General features: G+C 75.2%; 25 protein-coding genes and 1 pseudogene. 15 read left to right on the top strand and 11 right to left on the bottom strand.

The features are described 5' to 3' along the window. Positions 1-9: 9 nt before the first annotated feature. The 4 genes from O7600_RS01635 to O7600_RS01650 form a co-directional block, all read right to left on the bottom strand. Positions 10-1,227: a hypothetical protein gene (locus O7600_RS01635; protein ID WP_281591948.1), complete on the bottom strand. Its 1,218-nt coding sequence runs from the start codon at positions 1,225-1,227 to the stop codon at positions 10-12. Positions 1,228-1,269: 42 nt separating this feature from the next. Next, entirely contained in the window at positions 1,270-1,782 is a 513-nt protein-coding gene (locus tag O7600_RS01640; protein ID WP_281591949.1) for an NUDIX domain-containing protein, read from the bottom strand. Between the two features lie 33 nt (positions 1,783-1,815). After that, positions 1,816-2,391 (bottom strand): hypothetical protein, encoded by a 576-nt coding sequence (locus tag O7600_RS01645; RefSeq protein WP_281591950.1) that lies wholly within the window; start codon positions 2,389-2,391, stop codon positions 1,816-1,818. A gap of 94 nt (positions 2,392-2,485) precedes the next feature. Further along, positions 2,486-3,082 carry a DUF4291 domain-containing protein gene (locus O7600_RS01650; protein ID WP_281591951.1) on the bottom strand — a complete coding sequence of 199 codons (597 nt, stop codon included), beginning with the start codon at positions 3,080-3,082 and terminating at the stop codon, positions 2,486-2,488. 76 nt (positions 3,083-3,158) lie between these two features. Between O7600_RS01650 and O7600_RS01655 the strand changes: the two genes are divergently transcribed. After that, the gene (locus O7600_RS01655; protein WP_281591952.1) at positions 3,159-3,653 is read left to right on the top strand and encodes a type II toxin-antitoxin system PemK/MazF family toxin; all 495 of its coding nucleotides are present in this window, start codon (positions 3,159-3,161) and stop codon (positions 3,651-3,653) included. Positions 3,654-3,681: 28 nt separating this feature from the next. On the opposite strand, the gene O7600_RS01660 is transcribed toward O7600_RS01655, so the two are convergent. After that, positions 3,682-4,317: a GGDEF domain-containing protein gene (locus O7600_RS01660; RefSeq protein WP_091576331.1), complete on the bottom strand. Its 636-nt coding sequence runs from the start codon at positions 4,315-4,317 to the stop codon at positions 3,682-3,684. Between the two features lie 209 nt (positions 4,318-4,526). On the opposite strand from O7600_RS01660, the gene O7600_RS01665 reads away from it, so the two are divergent. The 4 genes from O7600_RS01665 (at position 4,527) to O7600_RS01680 (ending at position 8,197) form a co-directional block, all read left to right on the top strand. Further along, complete coding sequence (locus tag O7600_RS01665; RefSeq protein ID WP_091576329.1) at positions 4,527-4,784, top strand: DUF397 domain-containing protein; 258 nt, start codon at positions 4,527-4,529, stop codon at positions 4,782-4,784. A gap of 103 nt (positions 4,785-4,887) precedes the next feature. Beyond that, positions 4,888-5,775, top strand: a complete 888-nt coding sequence (locus O7600_RS01670) for a helix-turn-helix transcriptional regulator (protein ID WP_281591953.1) — start codon at positions 4,888-4,890, stop codon at positions 5,773-5,775. Between the two features lie 94 nt (positions 5,776-5,869). Next, positions 5,870-6,718, top strand: coding sequence for an SAM-dependent methyltransferase (locus O7600_RS01675; protein WP_281591954.1), 849 nt, complete (start codon positions 5,870-5,872; stop codon positions 6,716-6,718). Between the two features lie 48 nt (positions 6,719-6,766). Then, the gene (locus tag O7600_RS01680; protein WP_281591955.1) at positions 6,767-8,197 is read left to right on the top strand and encodes a serine/threonine-protein kinase; all 1,431 of its coding nucleotides are present in this window, start codon (positions 6,767-6,769) and stop codon (positions 8,195-8,197) included. Between the two features lie 40 nt (positions 8,198-8,237). On the opposite strand, the pseudogene O7600_RS01685 reads toward O7600_RS01680, so the two are convergent. After that, a pseudogene (locus O7600_RS01685) lies at positions 8,238-8,894 on the bottom strand (carbon-nitrogen hydrolase family protein); the annotation flags it as partial. Positions 8,895-8,958: 64 nt separating this feature from the next. Here O7600_RS01685 and O7600_RS01690 point away from each other — a divergent pair. Further along, positions 8,959-9,705: a DedA family protein gene (locus tag O7600_RS01690; protein WP_281591956.1), complete on the top strand. Its 747-nt coding sequence runs from the start codon at positions 8,959-8,961 to the stop codon at positions 9,703-9,705. Here the strand turns inward: O7600_RS01690 and O7600_RS01695 are convergent. Together O7600_RS01695 and gdhA are read right to left on the bottom strand one after the other, a co-directional pair. Beyond that, entirely contained in the window at positions 9,702-11,069 is a 1,368-nt protein-coding gene (locus O7600_RS01695; protein WP_281591957.1) for a hypothetical protein, read from the bottom strand. The two genes, O7600_RS01690 and O7600_RS01695, sit on opposite strands and share 4 nt — an antisense overlap. Positions 11,070-11,236: 167 nt before the next feature. After that, the gene (gene gdhA / locus O7600_RS01700; RefSeq protein WP_281594046.1) at positions 11,237-12,568 is read right to left on the bottom strand and encodes an NADP-specific glutamate dehydrogenase; all 1,332 of its coding nucleotides are present in this window, start codon (positions 12,566-12,568) and stop codon (positions 11,237-11,239) included. Between the two features lie 93 nt (positions 12,569-12,661). Between gdhA and O7600_RS01705 the strand changes: the two genes are divergently transcribed. The 4 genes from O7600_RS01705 to O7600_RS01720 are packed head-to-tail and all read left to right on the top strand — an operon-like array spanning position 12,662 to position 15,575. Beyond that, complete coding sequence (locus O7600_RS01705) at positions 12,662-13,024, top strand: MazG-like family protein (protein ID WP_348651365.1); 363 nt, start codon at positions 12,662-12,664, stop codon at positions 13,022-13,024. A gap of 30 nt (positions 13,025-13,054) precedes the next feature. After that, on the top strand, positions 13,055-13,888 hold the full coding sequence (locus O7600_RS01710; RefSeq protein ID WP_281591958.1) for a hypothetical protein: 834 nt from the start codon (positions 13,055-13,057) through the stop codon (positions 13,886-13,888). A gap of 15 nt (positions 13,889-13,903) precedes the next feature. Then, a complete protein-coding gene (locus O7600_RS01715) occupies positions 13,904-14,875 on the top strand; it encodes a pirin family protein (RefSeq protein WP_281591959.1) in 972 nt (323 codons plus the stop codon). A gap of 31 nt (positions 14,876-14,906) precedes the next feature. Beyond that, a complete protein-coding gene (locus O7600_RS01720; protein WP_281591960.1) occupies positions 14,907-15,575 on the top strand; it encodes a hypothetical protein in 669 nt (222 codons plus the stop codon). A gap of 217 nt (positions 15,576-15,792) precedes the next feature. Here O7600_RS01720 and O7600_RS01725 read toward each other — a convergent pair whose 3' ends face one another. Both O7600_RS01725 and O7600_RS01730 read right to left on the bottom strand, forming a co-directional pair. Continuing rightward, positions 15,793-16,419 carry a DUF1345 domain-containing protein gene (locus O7600_RS01725; RefSeq protein WP_281591961.1) on the bottom strand — a complete coding sequence of 209 codons (627 nt, stop codon included), beginning with the start codon at positions 16,417-16,419 and terminating at the stop codon, positions 15,793-15,795. 44 nt (positions 16,420-16,463) lie between these two features. Beyond that, positions 16,464-16,733: a DUF2795 domain-containing protein gene (locus O7600_RS01730; protein WP_091575486.1), complete on the bottom strand. Its 270-nt coding sequence runs from the start codon at positions 16,731-16,733 to the stop codon at positions 16,464-16,466. Between the two features lie 142 nt (positions 16,734-16,875). Here O7600_RS01730 and O7600_RS01735 point away from each other — a divergent pair, with 142 nt between their 5' ends. Continuing rightward, positions 16,876-17,283: a DUF2267 domain-containing protein gene (locus O7600_RS01735; protein ID WP_091575483.1), complete on the top strand. Its 408-nt coding sequence runs from the start codon at positions 16,876-16,878 to the stop codon at positions 17,281-17,283. Positions 17,284-17,305: 22 nt separating this feature from the next. Here the strand turns inward: O7600_RS01735 and O7600_RS01740 are convergent, their stop codons facing one another. Next, entirely contained in the window at positions 17,306-18,463 is a 1,158-nt protein-coding gene (locus O7600_RS01740; protein WP_281591962.1) for a CaiB/BaiF CoA-transferase family protein, read from the bottom strand. Positions 18,464-18,709: 246 nt separating this feature from the next. On the opposite strand from O7600_RS01740, the gene O7600_RS01745 reads away from it, so the two are divergent. Genes O7600_RS01745 through O7600_RS01760 form a run of 4 tightly spaced genes read left to right on the top strand, consistent with a single transcriptional unit; the run spans position 18,710 to position 21,464 of the window. Then, the gene (locus O7600_RS01745) at positions 18,710-19,753 is read left to right on the top strand and encodes a TerC/Alx family metal homeostasis membrane protein (RefSeq protein WP_281591963.1); all 1,044 of its coding nucleotides are present in this window, start codon (positions 18,710-18,712) and stop codon (positions 19,751-19,753) included. Between the two features lie 40 nt (positions 19,754-19,793). Next, positions 19,794-20,393: a sulfite oxidase-like oxidoreductase gene (locus O7600_RS01750; RefSeq protein ID WP_281591964.1), complete on the top strand. Its 600-nt coding sequence runs from the start codon at positions 19,794-19,796 to the stop codon at positions 20,391-20,393. A 1-nt stretch (position 20,394) separates the two neighbouring features. Beyond that, entirely contained in the window at positions 20,395-21,153 is a 759-nt protein-coding gene (locus O7600_RS01755) for a ferredoxin reductase (protein ID WP_281591965.1), read from the top strand. A gap of 17 nt (positions 21,154-21,170) precedes the next feature. Next, a complete protein-coding gene (locus O7600_RS01760; protein ID WP_281591966.1) occupies positions 21,171-21,464 on the top strand; it encodes a DUF6510 family protein in 294 nt (97 codons plus the stop codon). Positions 21,465-21,473: the final 9 nt, after the last annotated feature.

Here is a 21,473-nt window from a genome sequence, read left to right on the forward strand (position 1 = left end):
CCGCGCCCGCTAGTCCGCCTCGTCGGCGGGCAGGTCGTCCGGGTCGGTGACCCAGGCGGAGTAGACCGGGAGGGCGTGCCACGGCCCGCCGGCCTCGTCGGTGGCGACCGCGACCACCGCGTACGGATGGGCGAAGCGCAGGTCGGCCACCCGGGCGACGCCCTCCGGCGGCAGCCCGGTCGCCATCCCGAACGCGGTCACCGCGGCCGCCTCGAAGCCGTAGCGCCCGAACCGGGCCACCGTCGACTGTGCCGCCTCGAACGGCGGCTCGGCCAACCCGAGCAGCCCACCCAGCGCCCGCGCCGCCGCGTCGAACCCGAAACCGGCCGGCGTGAGGTCGTGCCGGCTGCGCGCCGACCAGCAGGGCAGCACGGCGGTGGCGTGCTCCTCCCGGCCGTCCGGGGCGAACGTCCGGGTCGGCTCCTCGCGCAGGCGCCACAGCGGAGTCTCGCCCAGCGGCAGGTCGAACAGCGACCGGCGCCCCGGCACCGGACCGTCCGGCACGGTGGCCGTGGCCACGGCCAGCTCCCGGGCGGCGGCGAGCACGTCGGCGGCCGGCACCTGCGGCGCGGCGGCCACGGACACCACCAGCATCCCGGCACCGTCGTCGCCGGCGCGTGCCGGGGCCACGTGCACCGCCACGTCGCCGGCCCGTCCGGTGGTCGAGACCCAGCAGCGGTGCCCGAACGGTGGCGTGCGCAGCACCTGCCGCAGCCGGCCCGCCCAGGCGCTGCCCGCGCCCAGCTCCGCCGCCGGCGCCACCTCGAACGGGTCGGCCCAGGACACCCGGGTGGCCAGCGCGTTGGCCAGGACCAGCACGGTCTCCGGGGTGACGTCGACCGGGAAGCGCTCGACCAGCCCGCCGGTGCGCTCCCGGGCCCAGGCATCCAGCGCGGCCTGGTCGGGCAGCGCGCCGCGCTCGGTGTGGTCGGGCAGGCCGGCGCGCCACTCGGCCAACTCGTCGACGGGCGTGCGTTCCCAGAGCGCGGCGGCCGCGGCGACCATCGGGTGCGGCGCGGCGAGCAGCGCCCGGGCCGAGGCGGCGGCGTCGTCCGGGTCGACGCCGAGCGCGTCGGCCAGCGCCGCCCGGGCCTCGCCGGTGGCGGCCGGACCGGTCAGCGCCAGCAGCAGCCAGGCGCCCAGCGGGGAGGCGACGTGGTGGGTGTCACCGGCGGCGCCGTGCAGCCGCTCGGCGTAGTGGGCCAGGGGTGCGTCGAGAGGGTTCACCCGCCCCACTCTGCCCGCTGACCGGCCCACCGGCACGCCCGCTCAGGACCACAGCTCGAACGGCTCGTCGATCTCCTCACCGGCGAGGAACGCCGCCAGCAGCTCCGGCAGCCGGCCCGGATAGCAGCGCGGCCGGTCGGCGAGCACCTCGGCCACCGGCCACCACCGGAACCCGAAGTAGTCCTCCACCTCGTAGTCCAACCGCTGCGCCCCGTCCACGTCGGGCCCGGGCCAGGGCAGCCGCACCGGCACCACCACCTCGTCCTGCAGGTGCCGCCGCTGCCGGTGCCGGAAACTGGCCCGCCGCCGCCAGGTGGGCGCGCCGATCTCCCCCGGCGCGACCACGATGCCGGTCTCCTCGCGCAGCTCGCGCACCGCCGCCTCCCGGTACGTCTCGCCCGGGTCCAGCCCGCCGCCGGGCAGCTCCCACCAGACCCCCAGGTCGGGATGCTCGGGGTCGCGGGTGTGGAACAGCAGCAGCCGATCGGCGGCGTCGAGCACCACCAGCCGCACCGCCGTCCGCTCGAACAGTGGCAGATCGCGAGGCAACTCCACGCCCCCAGCCTAGGGAGGGTCCCGCCGACCGCCTCAGCCGACGGTCGGCGCCAGCCGCTCGGTGCCGCAGCGGGGGCAGCGCACCCGGACGCCGGCCGGGGTGCCCGGCGCGCGCAGCCGCTGGCCGCACCGACAGGCGAACACCACCGACCGCACCATCCGCAGATAGTCCGCCCGGTCCCGGCGGGGCCACCGCCCGTGACAGCGCCGGCACAGCCGGGGCGGGAAGCTGTGGTACCAGGCCATCCCGGTGGCGCCGGCGACCGTCACCGCGCCCGACCCCACCAGGCCCAGCGGCGCGAGCAGGCCGGGCAGCGCCACCACCAGGTCCCCGTGCCACGCGGTACGCACCCCGACCGCCGCGACGAGGACGACCACCGGCAGGCCCAGCACCGTCGCGGTGAACCCCCAGGCGAAGGTGAGCACGGAGAGCACGAACGCCGTCGTCGCCCACCGGGGCGCCCACCGGGCCACGCCGTACCCGCCGCAGCGCGGGCAGTCCGGCGGGGCCAGGTGCGGCACCGATCGCAGCACCTTCGGGGCCAGCCACTCGACGAGCAGTTTCAGCAACTCCTCGGCCAGCTTCGTGAGCAGCGTCTGCGCGAACACGGCCGCCCTCCTTCCGCCGTCCCCATCGTCACGGTCGGAGGAGGGTCGGAGCGCGTACGCCGCGTGACGGTCATCCGACACGCCGGCCGACCGGTCAGTCGGCGTCGATCACCCGGGCGACCTCGGGCGGCAGCGGGTACGGCAGTTCCACCGGCAGCAGCGCCGCCGCCCCGGGCTCGTCCCCCTCCGTGAGCCGCTCGTGAACGGACCGGGCCAGTGCGGTGACGTCGGTCAGCCCGACGAGCCACTCGTCGACGTACCGGTGCACCGCCTCGCCGGAGAGGCCCACCTGCACCGACCGGTACGGCAGCGGGGCCAGCCGCAGCGAGCGTTCCGGATCCCACTGCACCCGCACCGGGCTGGTGCGCAGCTGCCGCCGCCAGGCGTCGGAGTCCGGATGCCGCCGCGGGTCGTGGGCGCTCAGGCAGGCGTGCCCGAGCGCCCACTCGAAGCCGGCCCGGCTGATCTCCACCGCGAGCACCCGCTCCTGCCCGGGCTTGAGCGCCCAGCCGCAGCGGTACATCATCCAGCGGAACGACGGCTTGATCCAGGTCATCCGCTCCCGCTTGAACGGTGGCACGAACCGCCCGGCGGCCAGCGCCGCACCGGCGATCTCCGGCGGGTACGCCTGGTAGACGGTCACGGTGTCGGCGGTGAAGGCGGCCCGGATCTGGTGGCGGGGAACGGTCACCGGGGCATGGTGGCGAACCGGGTGGCCCGGCCGCCACCGGATTCCCTCCCGGCGGCGACGGGATAGGCTGCCCGCCGTGGCAGGTCTGTTGAGGAACGTGGCGTCCCGGCTCGGCCGGATCACCGGGGGCGCCGCCGCGCCCGCCCGCCCGGGCGGGCACATCCCGGCCCAGGTCGCGCGCCGCCGCCAGGTCAGCGCGTTGCAGCGCCGCGAGCTGTCGTACGCGCCGGAGCCGGACGGGCAGGCGGACCCGGGGGAGATCGTCTGGACCTGGGTGCCCTACGAGGACGACCCGCGCCAGGGCAAGGACCGCCCGGTGCTGGTGGTGGGTCGGCACAGCCGCACGCTCTTCGGGCTGATGCTGTCCAGCCAGGGCGACCGGGACGGGCAGCGGCACTGGCTGTCGCTCGGCCCGGGGGAGTGGGACCGGGACCGACGACCCAGCTGGGTCCGGCTGGACCGGGTGCTCACCATGCGCGAGGACAGCATCCGCCGGGAGGGCGCGGTGCTGGACCGGCCCCGCTTCGACCGGATCGGCCAGGCGCTGCGGGCGGGCTACGGCTGGCGCTGAGCGAACCCGGGCCAGGCCCGGCGCGCGGTCAGCACTCGGCGACGAGCTGACGGGTGGGGCGGCCGGCGCCGAGCGTCTTCGCCTCGTACATGGCCGCGTCGGCGCGGCAGAGCGCGTCGGTGAGCTGGGCGGGGCCGTGCACCGGGGCGAGCCCGACCGAGGCGGTGACCCGGATGCTGCGCCCGCCCAGCGGGATCGGCGCGGCGAGCGCCTCGCAGAGCCGGCGGGTCGCGTGCTCGATCCAGCGTCGGTCGTGCGCCGGGCTGACCAGCAGGCCGGCGAACTCGTCGCCGCCGAGCCGGGCCACCAGGTTGTTGCCGGCGAACGCGGCCAGCCGCTGCGCCGTGCTGACCAGGACCTGGTCGCCGGCGGCGTGCCCGTAGCGGTCGTTGACCTGCTTGAAGTCGTCGAGGTCGAGCACCACCGCGACCAGTGGCTGGCCGCTGGGGTCGGTGAGCAGGGCGGCGGCCAACCGGAAGAACGCGCGGCGGTTGGGCAGGCCGGTCAGCGGGTCGTGGCTGGCGGCGTGCCGCTCGGCGGCCAGCTCGGCCTGGAGCAGCTGGATCTCGGCCTCGGCACGGACCGCCCGACGGCGTAGCTGCCACGCGGACACCAGCGCGCCCGCGGCGGAGATGCCGGAGGCGACGGTCATCGGATCCGGCACGCACCCTCCTCACCGCAGTCCCCGGCCGCGCGGGCGGCATCCGGGGGCCGGGTTCGGGTCACCGAACGTGAGCGACCCGGCACACCGTACGTTCGGTTATCATGCTCGCTGTCCATTGCAGATGCAATAGCAGATGCACGTGCATCTCACTCCTCAGTCGACAGACGCTCCTCCCCGCGGCCTCGGCTGGCGCTTTCCGAAGGACGCCCATGCAACAACCGCCGAACGGCGTACCCGTGACCGAACTGCCCCCCGTGAGCTGGTTGAAGAGCCGCCGCAGCAACCCCAGCGGCAACTGCGTCGAGTTGGCCGAGTTGCCCGGCGGCACCGGCATCGCGGTGCGCAACTCCCGCCACCCGGAGGGGCCGGCGCTCATCTACACGGTGGACGAGATCGCGGCGTTCGTGCTGGGCGCCCGGGACGGCGACTTCGACCACCTGATCCGGCCGTCCCGTCCACGGGACTAACTCGTCCGTCCGGAGGAGTTCACCTCACTGTCGGTTCATGGCATGCTTACTCGTCGGCCGGGAGGGCACCCGGTCGCGGCAGTCGGGATGCGAGGGCGGTCAGGTGGCGACGGTGCCCGTCGAGGGTGGTCCGACCAGCGGTCCGACCGTGCTGCGCATGCTGCTCGGGGCGCAGTTGCGCCGGCTGCGGGAGGGCGCGGGGGTCAGCCGGGAGAGCGCCGGCTGGGAGATCCGCTCCTCCGAGTCGAAGATCAGCCGGATGGAGCTGGGCCGGGTCGGCTTCAAGGAGCGCGACGTCGCCGACCTGCTCACGCTCTACGGGGTCACCGCTCCCGACGAGCGCGCCGCGCTGCTCAAGCTGGCCCGCGACGCGAACAGCCCGGGCTGGTGGCACCGCTACGGCGACGTGCTGCCCACCTGGTTCCAGTCCTACCTCGGGCTGGAGGCGGCGGCGGCGATGATCCGCACGTACGAGGTGCAGTTCGTGCCCGGCCTGTTGCAGACCGCCGCCTACGCCCGGGAGGTGATCCTGCTCGGGCACCGCGGCGCGTCGCCGGCGGAGCTGGACCGCCGCGTCGACCTGCGGATGGAGCGTCAGGAGCTGCTGCGGCGCAGCGACCCGCCGCAGCTGTGGGCGGTGCTCGACGAGGCCGCGCTGCGACGCCCGATCGGCGGCGCCGCGGTGATGCGCGAACAGCTGGACGCGTTGATCGCGGCCACCGCCTCGCCGCACGTGCGGCTGCAGATCGTCCCGTTCTCGGCCGGCGGCCACGCCGCGGCCAGCGGAGCCTTCAGCATCCTGCGCTTCGGCGACCAGGACCTGCCCGACATCGTCTACATCGAGCAGTTGACCAGCGCGATCTACCTGGACAAGCGCGACGACCTCGACTTCTACGCCGAGGCGATGGAACGGCTGTGCGTCGAGGCCGCGCCGCCGGAGCGCACCGCCGAGCTGCTCACCCGCCTGCGCGACGAGCTGTACCGGGCCTGACCGTCGCGCCGCCGGGCGCTAGCATGACCCGGGTACCGACGATTGTGGACGGACGTCATCCGACGGCGGTGGCGCGCGAGTCGTGGAGGCGGCCTTGACCAGCGAAGCATCCGGGACGGCGACCGAGACGGGCCACCCGGGCGACCGGATCGACACCTCCGTGGCGCACCCGGCCCGGCGCTACAACTACTGGCTGGGCGGCAAGGACAACTTCCAGGCCGACCGCGAGTCCGGCGACGCGATGGCCGCCCGCTTCCCGACCATCCGGCTCAGCGCGGTGGAGAACCGCCGGTTCCTGCGGCGCGCCGTGCGCCACCTGGCCGGCGAGGCGGGGATCCGCCAGTTCCTCGACATCGGCACCGGCATCCCCACCGCCGACAACACCCACGAGGTGGCGCAGTCGATCGACCCGCGCGCCCGGGTGGTCTACGTCGACAACGACCCGATCGTGCTGGCCCACGCCCGCGCGCTGCTGACCAGCTCGGCCGAGGGCGCGACCGCCTACCTCGACGCCGACCTGCGCGACCCGGAGCGGATCCTCGCCCACCCCGACCTGCGCCGCACCCTCGACCTGTCCGAGCCGGTGGCGTTGATGCTGGTGGCGGTGCTGCACTTCGTGCCCGACGGTGACGACCCCTACACCACCGTCACCCGGCTGCTGGACGCGCTGCCCGCCGGCAGCTACCTGGCCGCCTCCCACGCCACCCACGACTACCTGCCGCCGGCGGTGGCCGAGGAGGCGAAGGCGGCGGCCCGTGGCGGCGGCCCGCACGGCGTGATCAACCTGCGCGCCCGGGACGAGGTCGTCCGGTTCTTCGACGGCCTGGAGCTGATCGAGCCGGGCGTCTGCTCGGTGGCCGAGTGGCGTGCCGACGACGAGCCCGAGCCGCGCCCCTCGGTGGCCGACGTGAGCATGTACGGCGGGGTGGCCCGCAAACCCTGACCCCGCTGGTTGGCGCGCACGTGGGCCGGGCAGGCAGACTGGGACATCATGTCGCCGTTCACGCCCAGCCTGCGGCTGCACGACCGGTACGTCCTGCGCGAGCGCATCGGCCTCGGCGGGATGTCCGAGGTGTGGCGCGCCGACGACGAGGTCCTGCACCGCCCCGTCGCGGTCAAGGCCCTCGCCGGCCGGCTCGTCGCCGACCCGCAGTGGCGCGCCACCATCCAACGCGAGGCCCGCGCGGCGGCGCGGCTCACCCACCCGCACGTGACCCAGGTGTACGACTACGGCGAGGCGGCCCTGCCCGACGGCGCGGTGGTGCCGTACCTGGTCATGGAACTGGTGGACGGGCGGACCCTGGCAGACCGGCTGGCCGGCGGGCCGCTCGCCTGGCCGGACGCGGTCCGGATGGCCGGGCAGGTCGCCGCCGCGCTGGCCGCCGCCCACCGGATCGGCGTGGTGCACCGCGACATCAAGCCGGCCAACGTGATGCTCACCGAGACCGGCGCGAAGGTGCTCGACTTCGGCATCGCCGCGCCGGCCGGCCCGCAGGCGGTCGGGCAGACCGGTGAGCTGTTGATGGGCACCCCGGCCTACTTCGCCCCGGAACGGCTCGACCCGGGCCCGGCGAACCCGGCCGGCGACGTCTACGCCCTCGGCGCGTTGCTCTACCGCGCGCTCACCGGCCGGGCCCCGCTGCCGGTGCAGACCTGGGACGACGTCGTCGACCTGCGCGCGCACCGCCCCCCGGTGCCGCCGCTGCGCGTTCCCGGCCTGCCCGCCGACGTCGCCGACCTGGTCCTGGCCTGCCTGGCGGTGGACCCGGCCCGGCGGCCCGGCGCGGCGCTGCTCGCCGACCGGCTCGGCGCGGGCCGCCCGGTCGACCCGCCGACCGCGATCCTGCCCACGCTGTCCCCGACGCCGCACCCGCCCACACTGGTCGAGCGGCGCCCGCCTCCGGCCCGCGTGGTCCCGCCGGTGCCCGCCGGGCCGGGTCGCCCGGCGGTCTCGTCGAACCGGCTCCTCGCGGTGCTGGTCGCGGGCGCCGTGGTGCTGCTGCTCGCGCTGGTCGGCACGCTGGTGTCCGACGGCGGTTCCGGCACCCCGCCCGCCGTCGCGCCGGCCGCACCCACCACCGGCGCGGGCAGTTCCCCGCCGACACCGTCGCGCGCCGCGCCGTCCACCGTGGCGCCCGAGCCGGTCACGCTGCGTCAGGTCGCCGACCGGTTCGTCCAGTTGGTCGACCGGGCCGAGGCGGCCCGGCTGATCGCCCCCAAGACCGCCGACGACCTGCGCAAGAAGGTCGCGGAGCTGGACCGGGGAAAGCCCAGGGACCGGGCCAAGCGGGTCGACGACCTGCGCGACAAGATCGAGGACGCGGCCGACGACGACAAGCTCGACGGCGCCACCGCCACCGCGTTGCGCAAGCTGCTCGACGGCTACGAGCGGCTGCGCGGCGGCGGCGCCGGCGAGGGCTGAGGCGCCCGGAGCATCGTCGTGCGACGACCTCGCCGACGTCGGCGCCGGCCCGGGCCACCGCGACGCCCGCCGGCGACCAGATGCCCGAACCGCCCGCCGCCCGCGGGTAACCACCGCCGGTCGAGCCGGCGAAGCTGGCCGTCGCCACCCACACCCCGTGCGCGGCGGTGACGCGCACGGCGCGCTCCCCGGGGACCGCCGCGTCGTCGGCCGACTCCAGCACCCCGGCCAGGTAGGCGTCCGCCCCGGCGGTCACGGTCGCCGCCGCGTGTTCCGGCACCCCGGTGTCCTTGCAGACCGCCAGGCCCAGCCGCCAGCCGTCGACGTCGAGCACCGCCGGCCGGCGGCCCGGCCGGAACCGCTGCGGCTCCGCGCCACCCAGCCACATCTTCCGGTACGCCACCCGCACGCCGTCGCCGTCGACCGCGAGCACCCCGATGTGCGGCCCGGCCACCGGCGCGCCGGCCAGCGCCAGCGTCCCGGTCGTCGCGCAGGCCGCGCGCAGCGGGGCGAGGCGGGGGTCGGCGGGGTCCACCGGCGCGGCCGCCAGTTCGTACCCGGTCAGGGACAGCTCGGGGAAGACCACCACCCGGGCCCCGGCCGACCGGACCACGGCGGCGTGCCGTTCGGCGTTGCCCGCGACGTCGTGCGACCGGGTGAGCGGCTGGGCGACGGCGACCCGCAGCGGCCTACGCATGGGCACACCGTAACCGGCGCCGCTTTCCGTGGTCGACGGCCGCGTCGCCCCGTAACGTGGTCTGATGATCGGAAACGCACAGCTCCTCGCCGGCCCCCGGGTGAGTGCCGCGCGGGCCGCGGAGCCGGCCGGCGAAGGACCCGTCGGCTGGGTCACCGGCCTGGTGGAACGCCTCGGTGGCCCCGGGGCCGGGCTCGCGGTGGCCCTGGAGAACCTGTTCCCGCCCATCCCCAGCGAGGTCATCCTGCCGCTGGCCGGGTTCACCGCCAGCCAGGGCCGGATGAGCCTGCTCGGTGCGATCGCGTGGACCACGCTCGGGTCGGTGCTGGGCGCGCTGGCGCTCTACTACGTCGGCGCGGCGCTCGGGCGGGACCGGATGCGTGCGCTGGCCGCCCGGCTGCCCCTGATCAAACTCGACGACGTGGACCGCACCGAGGCGTGGTTCCTGCGCCACGGCGTCAAGGCCGTGTTCTTCGGCCGGATGATTCCGATCTTCCGCAGCCTGATCTCCGTACCGGCCGGTGTGGAACGGATGCCGGTGCCGGTGTTCCTGCTCTTCACCGCGCTGGGCAGCCTGATCTGGAACACCGCGTTCGTGCTCGCCGGCTATCTGCTCGGCGAGAACTGGCACGTGGTCGAGGCGTACGTCGGCACGTTGCAGAACGTGGTCATCCTCGCCGTGGTCGCCGGCGTCGGCTGGTTCGTGGTCAGCCGGGTGCGCCGCTCCCGCCGGGCGGCCGCCGAGTCCGACGCGCCGCCCCGGTCGGGCACCGTCTACCGGGGCGGCTGGTACGCGTCGGAGGAGGACTAGGAGCAGGCGGGGTAGAGGCGGCGGGTGCCGGCGCCGGCGGCCCAGGCGGCCGGGTCGCTGAACCGGCAGCCGAAGTCCGGCGCCGCCACCGCCCGGGGGTCGGTGACCGCGTCGCCGGCCGGGCGCTTTCCGGTGCGTACCCAGCGGGTCAGGTCGTCCCAGGCGGCGCCGGCCTCGGCCGGGCTGAACTCGCAGTGCTGCGCGGCCCGGACCGCCCGCTGCACCAGCAGCCGGGAGCGGCCGTGCCACGCCACGTCCCGGGCGTACGCCTGCTCCATGCTGAACGGCACGAACAGGTCGCCCAGGTCGTGCAGGCTCAGCACCGGCACGGTGGGTCGGCCGGCGATCCGGGGCACCTCGGTCAGCCCGGGGGAGAGCCGCTGGCGCAGGTTTTCCGGGGCGACCCGCTGCACGGTGGCGTTGAGGTTCACCGGCTGGTTCGGCGTGTAGCGGGTGAACAGGTTCGTGGCGAGCTGTCCGGGCCGCTGCGCGGGGGAGTCGCCGCCGTCGGTGGTGGCGATGCCGAACAGGAAGTCCTTCCACACCGCGAAGGCGGCGTCGGCGCCCGGCCTCGGTCCGCCCGAGCGGGCCACGGTGACCGCCCGCAGCTGCTTGCCGAGCGCGTTGGTGGTGTCCGGGCCGGTGGGGGTCAGGCCGGCCAGCCCGAGCGCCACCTGGATCCGGGGCACCGCGTTGGTCAGGTAGTCGGCCGGCGTCGGGTAGGCCCGCACCCCGGCCAGCGCCTGCGCCACCAGGTTGTAGTCGAGGAAGTAGTCGAACAGCTCCTGGTCGCCGAGCACCCCGCACATCGGCAGCGCGCCGTCGTAGTAGCCGGGGTACTGCTCCAGGGACCGGCCGATGATGTGCCCGCCCATGCTGACCCCGGCGATGAGCACCCGGTGCGGCCGGCGCACGGTGCGGGCGAACATGTCGGCCAGCGCCCGGGTGCCCAGTACCCCGGAGCGGATGTCGTAGCCGTTGCGGTCGTAGGACGACGACGCCCAGGCGTATCCCTGGGACAGCAGGCGCTGCCGCAGGTCGAACGCGGGCGGCTCGGGGGAGAGTTCGGTGCCCTGGCCGCGGTAGCCGTGCGCCCACATCACCAGGTCGCCGTTCCACCGGGCCGGGACCTCGACGATGTAGCCGGCGTGGGCGTGCACGCCCTGCCGGACGGTGGTGGCGGCGCCGTCGACGACCAGTGGCGGCAGTGGCGGGTTGACGATGGTGTAGCCGGGCAGCGGGCCGGTGCCGTCGTCGCGGCCGGTGGCGGCGGCGGGCGCCGCGCCGGTCAGGCCGAGCGCGAGGACGAGGGCGGCGCCGACGGCGACCAGCCGGCGGCGCGGGCGGGTGGGTGAGGTCTGCATCGCTGCTCCCCGGGGGACGGGTGCCGCCCCGGTGCGCGGGACGGCGGGCGGGACGGATGCCTACCGGCCGGTAGCGTCCTGAACCTAGGTCGGGGGTCGAGGACTGTCAATCGCTGACTGACCGGGCGGTCAGCGCGGCACCGCCCGGTCGGTCCACCGTGGCCGGTTCAGACCACGCCGTGCGCCAGCATCGCCTCGGCCACCCGCCGGAACCCGTTGATGTTCGCGCCGGCCACGTAGTCGCCCGGCAGCCCGTACTCCTCCGCGGTCGCCCAGCACCGCTCGTGCACGTCCCGCATGATCTCGCGCAGCCGCTGCTCCGACCGGTCGAACGTCCACGCGTCCCGGCTGGCGTTCTGCTGCATCTCCAACGCGCTCACCGCCACCCCGCCCGCGTTCGCCGCCTTCCCCGGGGCGAACCGCACCCCGGCCCGGCCGAGGATCCGCACCGCCTCCGGCGTGGTCGGCATGTTCGCGCCCTCCACCACGGCGACGCAGCCGCCGGCCACCAGCGCCGCCGCCTCCGCGCCGCCGATCTCGTTCTGGGTGGCGCACGGCAACGCCAGGTCGCACGGCACCTCCCAGACGCTGCGGCCGGCGACCGCCACCGCGTGCGGCACGTGCCGCACGTAGTCGTCCAGCCGGGTCCGGCGCTCCTCCTTCACCTCGCGCAGCAGCGCCAGGTCGATGCCCTTCTCGTCCAACACGTAGCCGTCGGAGTCCGAACAGGCCACCACCGTGCCGCCCAGCTGGTGCACCTTCTCGATCGCGTAGATGGCCACGTTGCCGGACCCGGACACCACCACCCGCTTGCCGTCCAGGCTGTCCCCGGTCTGCCGGAGCATCTCCTCGGCGAAGAAGACCGCCCCGTAGCCGGTGGCCTCGCGTCGCACCTGCGCGCCCCCGTACGTCAGGCCCTTGCCGGTGAGCACGCCGGCGTCGTACCGGTTGGTGATCCGCTTGTACTGCCCGAACAGGTAACCGATCTCCCGTCCGCCCACCCCGACGTCCCCGGCCGGCACGTCGGTCTGCGGGCCGATGTGCCGGTACAGCTCGGTCATGAAGCTCTGGCAGAACCGCATCACCTCCCGGTCGGAGCGGCCCTTGGGATCGAAGTCGGCACCACCCTTGCCGCCACCGATCGGCAGGCCGGTCAGCGCGTTCTTGAAGATCTGCTCGAAGCCGAGGAACTTCACGATCCCCAGGTAGACCGACGGGTGGAAGCGCAGCCCGCCCTTGAACGGGCCCAGCGCGCTGTTGAACTGCACCCGGAAGCCACGGTTCACCCGGACCCGGCCATGGTCGTCCTCCCACGGCACCCGGAAGATGACCTGCCGCTCCGGCTCGCAGATGCGCTCGACCACCTCGGCGTACGCGGGGTGCCGGGCCAGGGCCGGTCCGATGCTCTCCAGCACCTCCCGCACCGCCTGGTGGAACTCGGGCTCGCCCGGGTTCCGCGCGACCACCTTGGCGAACACCGTCTCGACGGTCTCCGGCATCACGGACACGTCCTTCCGCCTCCCGGTGCCGGCACCGTTGCCCGCACCGCCCCCGGATACGGATCGTCACCGTCGTCCGGTTCACTGGGCCGGGTGGACGACATGATCTGGACCTCGGCGCGGGACGCCCGCGCCTGGCTGGACGCTGCCAACGGCACCGGCGACACGGAACTGACCTGCCGCATCCTGAAGATCGGCGAGGAGGCCGGCGAGGTGGCCGCGGCCTGGATCGGGGTGCTCGGGCAGAACCCGCGCAAGGGCGTGACGCACACCCGCGAGGACGTCGCCGCGGAACTGGCCGACGTGGCGTTCACCGCCCTGGTGGCCATCGAGAGCCTGGGGTTGGACGCGCAGGCGGCGCTGGCCGCGTGTGTCGCCAAGGTGCACGCCCGCCTCGGCGGCGCGGGTCCGGCGGCACCGGCGGGAATGAACCGGAGCGGAAACGGAGACGTATGAGCCAGTGGGGACCGGCGAGAGGGGACGACCATGACGGCATCCGGGGACGACCCTGACCTGAACGGGTCCCGCTGGTCGCGCACCGCCCGGGCGCTGGTGGCCGCCGCCGTGCTGGTCGTGGTGCTCGGCGTGGCGGCGATCGCGGTCACCCTCGCCAACCCGGCCCGGCTCGGCACGGTCTTCTCCGGCGGGCCCACGTCGCCGGCCACGGACGCCGGTGGCTCCGGCGGGGTGGCCGGCGCCGAGGTCGCCGCCGCCGAGACGCTCACCGCGCCGCGCGGGGACCGCCGGCAGGCGTACTTCGAGCTGGTCGATGGCCTGACCAGCTTCACCCTGCGGGCCGCCGACCTCGGCGACGACCTCTACCGGATCGGCGCGCCGGAGGACGCCGGCGTGACCCCGCGCCCGCAGCTGACCGGTGACCGGGTCCGGCTGCGGATCGGGGAGAACGGCCGGCCCGGTCCCTCCGCCGTCGAGGTGGTGCTCAACTCCCGGGTGACGTGGCGGCTGCGGCTCGTCGGTGGGGTCAGCGAGCAGCGGCTCGACCTGGGCGCGGCCCGGCTGGCCGGGATCGAGCTGATCGGCGGCGCCGCGCGTACCCGGCTGTCGTTGCCGCCGCTCGACGGCGCGCTCACCGTGCGGATGACCGGCGGCGTCAGCGAGCTGACCGTCGCCGTGCCCGGCGGGCCGCCGGCCCGGGTGCGGGTCGCCGCCGGCGCCGGTTCGCTGGCGCTGTACGACGAGCGTCGCGCCGGGATCGCCGCCGGTGAGCTGGTCAGCACCCCCGGCTGGGACCGGGCGGTCGACCGGCTCTACCTCGACCTGGTCGCCGGCGCGAACGCGGTGAGCGTCGTCGCGGACTGAGCGTAGAGTCGGGCGGTGGACCGTACCGAATCCCTGCCGGCGCAGACGCTCCCCCCGGGCGTCGGCGCCACCGACCCGGGCAGCGTGCTGCTTCCCGGGCACGACGTCCCGCTCGGCCGCTACACCACCGTGCGCCGGCTGCTGCCGCAGCGACAGCGCCGGATGGTCGGCGCGTGGTGCTTCGTCGACCACTTCGGCCCGGACGACGTGGCCGAGCGGCCCGGCATGGAGGTGCCGCCGCACCCGCACACCGGCCTGCAGACCGTCACCTGGTTGCTCGACGGGGAGATCCTGCACCGGGACAGCCTCGGCAACGTGCAGCCGATCCGCCCGGGGCAGCTCAACGTGATGACCTCCGGGCGGGGCATCGCCCACTCGGAACGCTCCCCACTGGTCCACCCACCGCTGATGCACGGCGTGCAGCTGTGGGTCGCGCTGCCCGACCCGGCCCGGACCGGCGACCCGGACTTCGACCACCACGCCGAACTGCCCCGGTGGCGCGACGGCGACCTCGACCTCACCCTGCTGGTCGGGGAGTTCGGCGGGGAACGCTCGCCGGCGGTGGCGTACACCCCGCTGGTCGGCGCGCAGATCGAGGTCCGGGGCACGGCGCCGGCCACGCTGCCGCTGCGCCCCGACTTCGAGTACGGGCTGCTGGCCATGTCCGGCTCCGCCGAGTCCGACGGCGTGGCCGTCGCCCCCGGCGCGCTGCTCTACCTCGGCGCCGGCCGGACGTCGCTGTCGCTGACCGGGGCCCCGAACAGCCGGCTGCTGCTGCTCGGCGGCGCCCCGTTCGACGAACCGCTGGTGATGTGGTGGAACTTCGTCGGCCGGTCGCACGAGGAGGTGGCCGCCGCCCGCGAGGACTGGATGGCCGGTCGCCGGTTCGGCACGGTCGCCGACGACCCCGCGCCGCCGCTGCCCGCACCCGCCCTGCCCACCACCCGGCTCAAGGCCCGCGACCGCAGCGGCGGCCTGCACGGCTGAATGGCGCGTCCGCGCCGGGGTAGTCGGCGGCATGCCGACAACCACTGCCACCCGCAGCGTCGAGGAGAAGAAGCGGCTGGTCCGCCGGCTCGCCGGGGACGGGCGCGGCTTCGCCGAACGCTACGGGTTCCGCGTGACGAACAACCCGTCCCAGCTGTTCCAGGTGCTCTACCTGGCCGTGCTGCTCGCCCGCCGGGGCGACTTCCACCGCGCGGTCGACGCGGCGACGGCGTTGCGCGACGCCGGCTGGGACAGCGCCGCCCGGATGGCCCGCTCCCGGCACGCCGACCGGGTCCGCGTGCTGCGCGACGCCGGGCTGCGCGGCGACCTGCCCGCGCTCGCCGACACCCTCGGCGACCTGGCCCGCACCCTGGTCGAGACGTACCGGGGCGACCTGCGCCGGCTGCGGACCACCGCCCACCAGGACCCGGCCGGGGAGCGGCGCCTGCTGACCGCGCTGCCCGGCGTGGACGACGGGGTCGCCGACCTGTTCCTGCGCGAGGCGCAGGCGTTGTGGCGGGAGGCGGCCCCGGTCGCCGACCGTCGCGCCCTCGCCGCGGCCCGGCGGCTGGGGCTGGGCCGCTCCGCCGCCGACCTCGCCGGGCTGGCCGGCGGCGGCGAGTCGGAACGGCTGTCCTGGCTGGTCGGGGCACTGGCCCGGGTGGATCTCGAACGGCGCTACGCGGAGGTCACCGGCTGAGCGCGCACGTGCGCCCGGACACACTTCCGCGATTCTCACCCGTTCGGCTGATGTCGCATCGTATGATGATCGTGGCAGCGATGCCCGCCCGGTTCGGGCGAACATCCACCGCCTGGTGGTCGCGACCCGGTTCGGGCGTGAACCGCCAGGGACAGGTGTTGCGAGGCGCCCCAGGCCGCGGTTCGTGGCCCGGGGCGCCCGCCTGTCGACGGGCGTCTCAGCGGGCCAGGGTCGCCAGCAGGTTCACCGTCGCGGCGACGATGACCGCGCCGAACAGGTACGACAGCAGCGTCTGGCGCAGCACGGTCCGGCGCACCGTACGGTCGCTCACGTCGGTGTCGGACACCTGGAACGTCGTCCCCACCGTGAACGCCACGTAGGCGAAGTCGGTGAAGTCGGGCGGCTCGTCCTGGTGGAAGTCGACCCCGCCCGGCTCGCCGCTGTAGTAGAGCCGCGCGTACCGGGTGGTGAAGACGGTGTGCACGACGAACCAGGAGAGCACCACGCTGAGCACGCCGAGGCCGGCGTACACGGCCCGGGCCAGCCCGGGCGACACCTGACCGGCGGTGGTGAACACCATGCCCATCGCGAGCAGGCTGCCCAGGCACGCGGCCAGCAGCAGCGCGTCGCGCATCGCCCGCCCGGGGTCCTCCAGCTTGGCCAGCCGCGCGGTCCGGGCCGCGTCCGACCGGGACAGCCGGGTCCACTCCAACGCCAGCCAGGCCAGGGCGGCGGCGTCCCAGCCCACGAGCGGCGCCAGCACCGGCCGGACGAGCACCCCGGCGGCGGTGCCGCAGGCGACGCCGACCAGCCCCATCACGGCGAGCTGGACCGCGGCCGGCACGTGCCCCGGGACCCGGACCGCCGGGTGGCGCGGCACCGCAGCGGTCAGATGCCGCGCAGGTGCTGCGAGACCCGCGGGTGCCGGTCCCGGGCCTGCGCCGCGCGCTGCGACGGGCTCACCTCCGGAGCGGCGTCGATGCCGGCCGAGCGGGCCACCTCGGTGCCGTTGGCGTAGTCCACCGGAGGCAGCGCGCGCAGCGCCCGCAACACGTCCGGCGGCGCGCCCTCCCGTTCCGCCTCGCGGATGACGTCGTCCTTCCCGGCCGGGTAGTCCAGCGCGGACAGGTACTCCAGGACATCCGTGTAACTCGCCATCAGTCGGGCTCCTCGCGCCAGTAGTTGCGGTCACGACCGGGCGGCGGTTACCCGCCGCGCGCCGGGTCACGCCCTCGACGGCACCTGTTTCCGCCGGGCCGGGACGGGTAGCCGCGGGGGCGCACCGAAGGGGGTACCACCGATGCACTACCTGACCTTCGTGGGCCGGGTCGCCCGGCTCACCGGCACCGCCGAGGACCGGGCGGCGACGTTGACCCGGGCCACGCTGGAGACGTTGGCCGAGCGGTTGACCGGCGGCGAGGTGCTGGACCTGGCCGCGCAGCTGCCCAAGCCGCTGTGGGGGCTGCTCAGCCCGCACCCGCGTACCGAGGCGGCCGAGCGGTTCGGCGCGGCCGAGTTCGTCGCCCGGGTGGCCCGCCGGGCCGACTGCGACGAGAACACCGCGCGCACCGCGGTGGGGGCCGTGTTCGCCACGCTGCGCGAGGCGATCAGCAGCGGCGAGTTCCAGGACGTGGTGGTGCAGCTGCCCCGGGACTACCGGGACATGGTGGAGCCGGCCCTCGCGCCGGCCGCCACCCGCCGCCGCTGAGCCGGCGTCGGCACCGAACGCGTCAGCCGACCGTGCCGGCGGCGCGCAGCGCGGCGATCCGGTCGGCGTCGAGGCCCGCCTCGGCGAGCACCTCGTCGGTGTGCTCGCCCGGCGCGGGCGGGGGCCGGCGGACCGACGTGGGCGTGCCCGAGAAACGCGGCGCGGGGGCCGGCTGGGTGACCCCGTCCGGCGCGACGAACACCTCGCGGGCCGCCAGGTGCGGGTGCCGCGGGGCCTCCGCCCAGTCGAGCACCGGGGCCACGCAGGCGTCCGTGCCGTCCAGCAGCGCCGCCCACTCGTCCCGGGTACGCGTGCGGAACAGCCGCGCCCACGCCGCGCGCAGCGCCGGCCAGTTCGCCGGGTCGTCGCGGTCGGGAGCGTCGTCGCCGTCGAGCGGGAACCCGGTGAGCCGCACCAGTGCGGCGTAGAACTGCGGCTCCAGCGCGCCCACCGCGACGTACCGGCCGTCGGCGCACTCGTAGGTGTCGTAGAAGGGCGCGCCGCCGTCGAGCAGGTTGACCCCGCGCCGGTCCTGCCAGAGGCCGAGCCCGCGCAGCGCGTGGATCTGGGTGGCGAGCACCGACACGCCGTCCACGATGGCCGCGTCGACCACCTGACCGGGCGCGCCGCCGCGCACCGCGTACAGCGCCGCGACCATGCCGAGGGCCAGCATCATGCCGCCGCCGCCGAAGTCGCCGAGCAGGTTCATCGGCGGCACCGGCGGCTCGCCGGCCCGGCCCACGCCGTGCAGCGCGCCGGTCAACGCCAGGTAGTCGATGTCGTGGCCGGCGGTGGAGGCGAGCGGGCCGTCCTGCCCCCAGCCGGTCATCCGCCCGTAGACCAGACGCGGGTTGGCGGCGAGGCAGTCCGCCGGGCCGAGGCCGAGCCGTTCGGTCACCCCGGGCCGGAAGCCCTCGACCAGCGCGTCCGCGCCGGCGACCAGGCCGCGCACCAGTTCCCGTCCGGCCGACTGCTTCAGGTCCACCGCCAGCGAGCGGCGGTTGCGGTTGAGCAGGTCGCCGGGGAAGGCGCCGAAGCCGCCGCCGCCGACCCGGTCGACGCGCACCACGTCCGCGCCGAGGTCGGCCAGCATCATGGCGGCGAACGGGCCCGGGCCGATGCCGGCCAGCTCGATCACCCGTACGCCGGTCAGCGGTCCCTGGTTGGTCACCCGCGTCACCCTAGGGGTCCGGGACCCGCGACGCCACGGCCCGGCTGCGGACCCAGCGGTTGACCAGGGCAATCATCCGTGGCGTGACTTGGCGTCCGGCCCCGGGTTGGCCTAGCCTTGACTCCGCGAGGGGAGTACTTCCCACGAACCATTCCGGTCAGTACGGCGAGCCCCCGGGGGCGAGCCTCGGGTGGTTGCCCACGAAACCGTGGGTGAAGGAGACCTCGAACATGCCACGGTGTTCGAGGAGGCCCCATGTCCGAACTGTCATACCTGTCCGCCGCCGAGCTGTCGTCGGTCGGTACGCCCACGCTGTGGGCGGTGACGATCGCCGGCGTGCTCGCCCTGCTGGTGCTGGACTTCCTGGTCACCCGCAAGCCGCACGAGGTCTCCATCCGGGAGGCGCTCGGCTGGTCGGCCTTCTACATCGCCCTGCCGCTGGCCTTCGGCGCCTGGATCTGGTCCCGTTACGGCGGCCAGCAGGGCATCGAGTACCTCACCGGTTACCTGGTCGAGAAGTCGCTCTCGGTCGACAACCTCTTCGTCTTCATGCTGCTGCTGGCCGCGTTCGCGGTGCCGGCCGTGCTCGCCCAGCGGGTGCTGCTCTACGGCATCGCCGGCGCGCTGGTGCTGCGCGCCGTCTTCATCGCGCTGGGCGCCGCCGCCCTGCAGACGCTCGACTTCGCCTTCCTGCTCTTCGCCCTCATCCTGATCGCCACCGCGGTCAAGCTGCTGCGCGACGCCCTCTCCGGGCACGAGCAGGAGGTTGACATCAACAAGATGCGGTCGGTGAAGCTGCTCCGCAAGGTGATGCCGGTGGTCGACGACTACCACGGCACCCGGATGACCATCCGGCAGGGCGGCCGGCGCGCGCTCACCCCGTTCGCGCTCGTCGTGGTCGCGGTGCTCGCCACCGACGTGGTCTTCGCGGTCGACTCGGTGCCCGCCGTCTACGGCATCACCGAGGACCCGTACCTGGTCTTCGCCACCAACGCCTTCGCGCTGCTGGGTCTGCGGGCGCTCTACTTCGTCCTGCACGCCGCGCTGAGCCGGCTGGTGCACCTCAGCTACGGCCTGGCGGTCATCCTGGCCTTCATCGGGCTCAAGCTCGGCCTGCACTGGGCGCACGGCATCTGGAAGGGCGTCCCGGAGATCCCGACGCTCGCCTCGCTCGGCGTCATCATCGGTGTCCTGGTGGTCGTCACCATCACAAGCCTGCGCGCCACCCGGGACAGTGGCGACGGCGACCGCACCGTCGTGCACGAGGTGCAGGGCGGGGGTCCCGGGCACTCCCGCTGAACCACTGCCCCGGCACGGTCGGGAGTGGTACGACTGACGGGTGGGAATCGTCTCGCCGGGCTTCCAGGGCCGGCCCCGTTCGTCCGCGCCCGACCTGCCGCCGGGGCAGTACCTCACCGAGGACTTCCCGGTGCTCTCCGCCGGCCCGACGCCCCGGGTGCCGCTGGACACCTGGGAGTTCGTGCTGACCGACGAGACCGGCGCGGAGTACCGCTGGTCGTGGGACGAAATGATGGGCCTGCCGCAGGACACCCCGACGGTGGACCTGCACTGCGTCACCCGCTGGTCCAAGCTCGGCACCACCTGGCAGGGCGTCTCGCTCGACACGCTGCTCGACGGCGTCGACACCGGCGCCCGCTACGCCCTGGCCCACTCCTACGGCGGCTACACCACCAACCTGCCGCTGGACGACCTGCGTGGCGGGCGGGCCTGGGTGGTGCACACGTACGACGGCGGCCCGCTGCCGGCCGAGCACGGCGGCCCGGCCCGGCTGCTCGTCCCGCACCTCTACCTGTGGAAGTCCGCCAAGTGGGTGCACGGGCTCCGGCTGCTCGTCGACGACCGGCCGGGCTTCTGGGAGACCGCCGGCTACCACGACTACGGCGACCCGTGGCGCGAGCAGCGCTACCAGGGCGACTGAGGTGGCGGCCCCGGCCACCGGCCGTCGGGTCGCGCCGCTGACCTGGCGGGTGGCCCGACTGGTCGAGCGGCGGATCGAGACGCCGACCGCGCAGACGCTGGTGCTGGACGTGCCCGGCTGGCCGGGGCACCTGCCCGGCCAGCACGTCGACCTGCGCCTGACCGCGCCCGACGGCTACCAGGCGGCCCGCTCCTACTCGCTGGCCGGCCCGGCCGAGGGGGAGCGGATCGAGGTGACCGTGCAGCGGGTGCCCGACGGCGAGGTGTCGCCGTACCTGGTCGACACCTACGCCGAGGGCGACCCGGTGGAGGTGCGCGGACCGGTCGGCGGCTGGTTCGTCTGGCGCGCCGACGAGACCGCGCCGGTGCTGCTGGTGGGCGGCGGTTCCGGGGTGGTGCCGCTGATGGCCATGGTCCGCGCGCGCCGGGCGGCGGGCAGCCGGGTCCCGTTCCGGTTGATCTACTCGGTGCGCACCCCGGACGACGTGATCTACGCCGACGAGCTGCGCCGCCGGGCCCGCGACGACCAGGGCCTGGACGTCGCGTACGTCTACACCCGGCAGGCGCCCGACGGCTGGCGGGGCGAACCGCACCGGATCGGCCTGGCCGACGTGAACAGCCACGGCTGGCCGCCCGACCTGGAGCCGCTCTGCTACGTCTGCGGTCCGACCGGCTTCGTCGAGACCGTGGCCGACCTGCTGGTGGGGCTGGGCCACCCGACCCGGCGGGTCCGGACCGAGCGCTTCGGCCCGACCGGCTGACGATCCGAGGAGAGTGCATGACGGACATGTCCTACCTGGACGGCAACATGCTCGACGGGCCGCTGCGCGAACTCTTCGCGGTCGACCTGAGCGGCACCACCGGGCGGTGCGACACCTGCGGGACGACCGGCCCGATGGCCGGCCTGCACGTCTACTCGCACGCACCCGGCCTGATCGGGCGGTGCCCCGCCTGCACCGGCGTGATGGTGCGGCTGGTCCGCGCGCCGGAGCGGGCCTGGCTGGACCTGCGCGGGACCACGTACCTCCAGGTTCCGATGCCGCTCGACCAGGGCTTCCGACCCGCCCGCTGAGCCCGCCCG

Source organism: Micromonospora sp. WMMA1998 (assembly GCF_027497375.1).
Taxonomy (GTDB): Bacteria; Actinomycetota; Actinomycetes; order Mycobacteriales; family Micromonosporaceae; genus Micromonospora; species Micromonospora sediminicola.

Coding starts and splice junctions, on each gene's coding strand:
- O7600_RS01665 (WP_091576329.1), top strand. CDS start 4,527: ATGCAACAACCGCCGAACGGCGTACCCGTGACCGAACTGCCCCCCGTG.
- O7600_RS01680 (WP_281591955.1), top strand. CDS start 6,767: ATGTCGCCGTTCACGCCCAGCCTGCGGCTGCACGACCGGTACGTCCTG.
- O7600_RS01690 (WP_281591956.1), top strand. CDS start 8,959: ATGATCGGAAACGCACAGCTCCTCGCCGGCCCCCGGGTGAGTGCCGCG.
- O7600_RS01695 (WP_281591957.1), bottom strand. CDS start 11,069: ATGCAGACCTCACCCACCCGCCCGCGCCGCCGGCTGGTCGCCGTCGGC.
- gdhA (WP_281594046.1), bottom strand. CDS start 12,568: ATGCCGGAGACCGTCGAGACGGTGTTCGCCAAGGTGGTCGCGCGGAAC.
- O7600_RS01710 (WP_281591958.1), top strand. CDS start 13,055: ATGACGGCATCCGGGGACGACCCTGACCTGAACGGGTCCCGCTGGTCG.
- O7600_RS01720 (WP_281591960.1), top strand. CDS start 14,907: ATGCCGACAACCACTGCCACCCGCAGCGTCGAGGAGAAGAAGCGGCTG.
- O7600_RS01730 (WP_091575486.1), bottom strand. CDS start 16,733: ATGGCGAGTTACACGGATGTCCTGGAGTACCTGTCCGCGCTGGACTAC.
- O7600_RS01735 (WP_091575483.1), top strand. CDS start 16,876: ATGCACTACCTGACCTTCGTGGGCCGGGTCGCCCGGCTCACCGGCACC.
- O7600_RS01745 (WP_281591963.1), top strand. CDS start 18,710: ATGTCCGAACTGTCATACCTGTCCGCCGCCGAGCTGTCGTCGGTCGGT.
- O7600_RS01760 (WP_281591966.1), top strand. CDS start 21,171: ATGACGGACATGTCCTACCTGGACGGCAACATGCTCGACGGGCCGCTG.